Origin of the sequence: Priestia sp. SIMBA_032 (genome assembly GCF_046535215.1) — a bacterium.
GTDB classification, from domain to species: domain Bacteria; phylum Bacillota; class Bacilli; order Bacillales; family Bacillaceae_H; genus Priestia; species Priestia aryabhattai.
This window is the reverse complement of record NZ_JAWRXD010000798.1, coordinates 1-266: the sequence shown is the minus strand read 5'-3', so window position 1 is coordinate 266 and position 266 is coordinate 1. Positions and strand designations below refer to the sequence as shown.

Genomic DNA, 266 nt, shown 5'->3' with positions numbered 1-266 from the left:
AGAAATATTTGGATCAACTTTTTTGTGAAATACGACCCCACTTCTGCTAAAAAACATGAAACAATTAAAGGTTAGTTGGAATAGTATTTTTTAGTAAATCGTTGGATGTCCATTTCTAGATCCAAGGCAGTATTCTTTTCAATAAAATCAAATAATTGTCTGGATGCCGAGGGTCCAATAAGCACTCCTCTGGAACCAAAACCATTCAATACATAAAAATTTTTATGCTCTGGATGCTTACCTACCAAAGGTCTGCGATCTACAAC

Annotated in this window: 1 pseudogene; it reads right to left on the bottom strand. The window is 34.6% G+C overall.

What is annotated here, in order from left to right:
* Positions 1 to 71: 71 nt before the first annotated feature.
* Positions 72 to 266, bottom strand: a pseudogene (locus tag SB717_RS36530) (hypothetical protein); the annotation flags it as partial.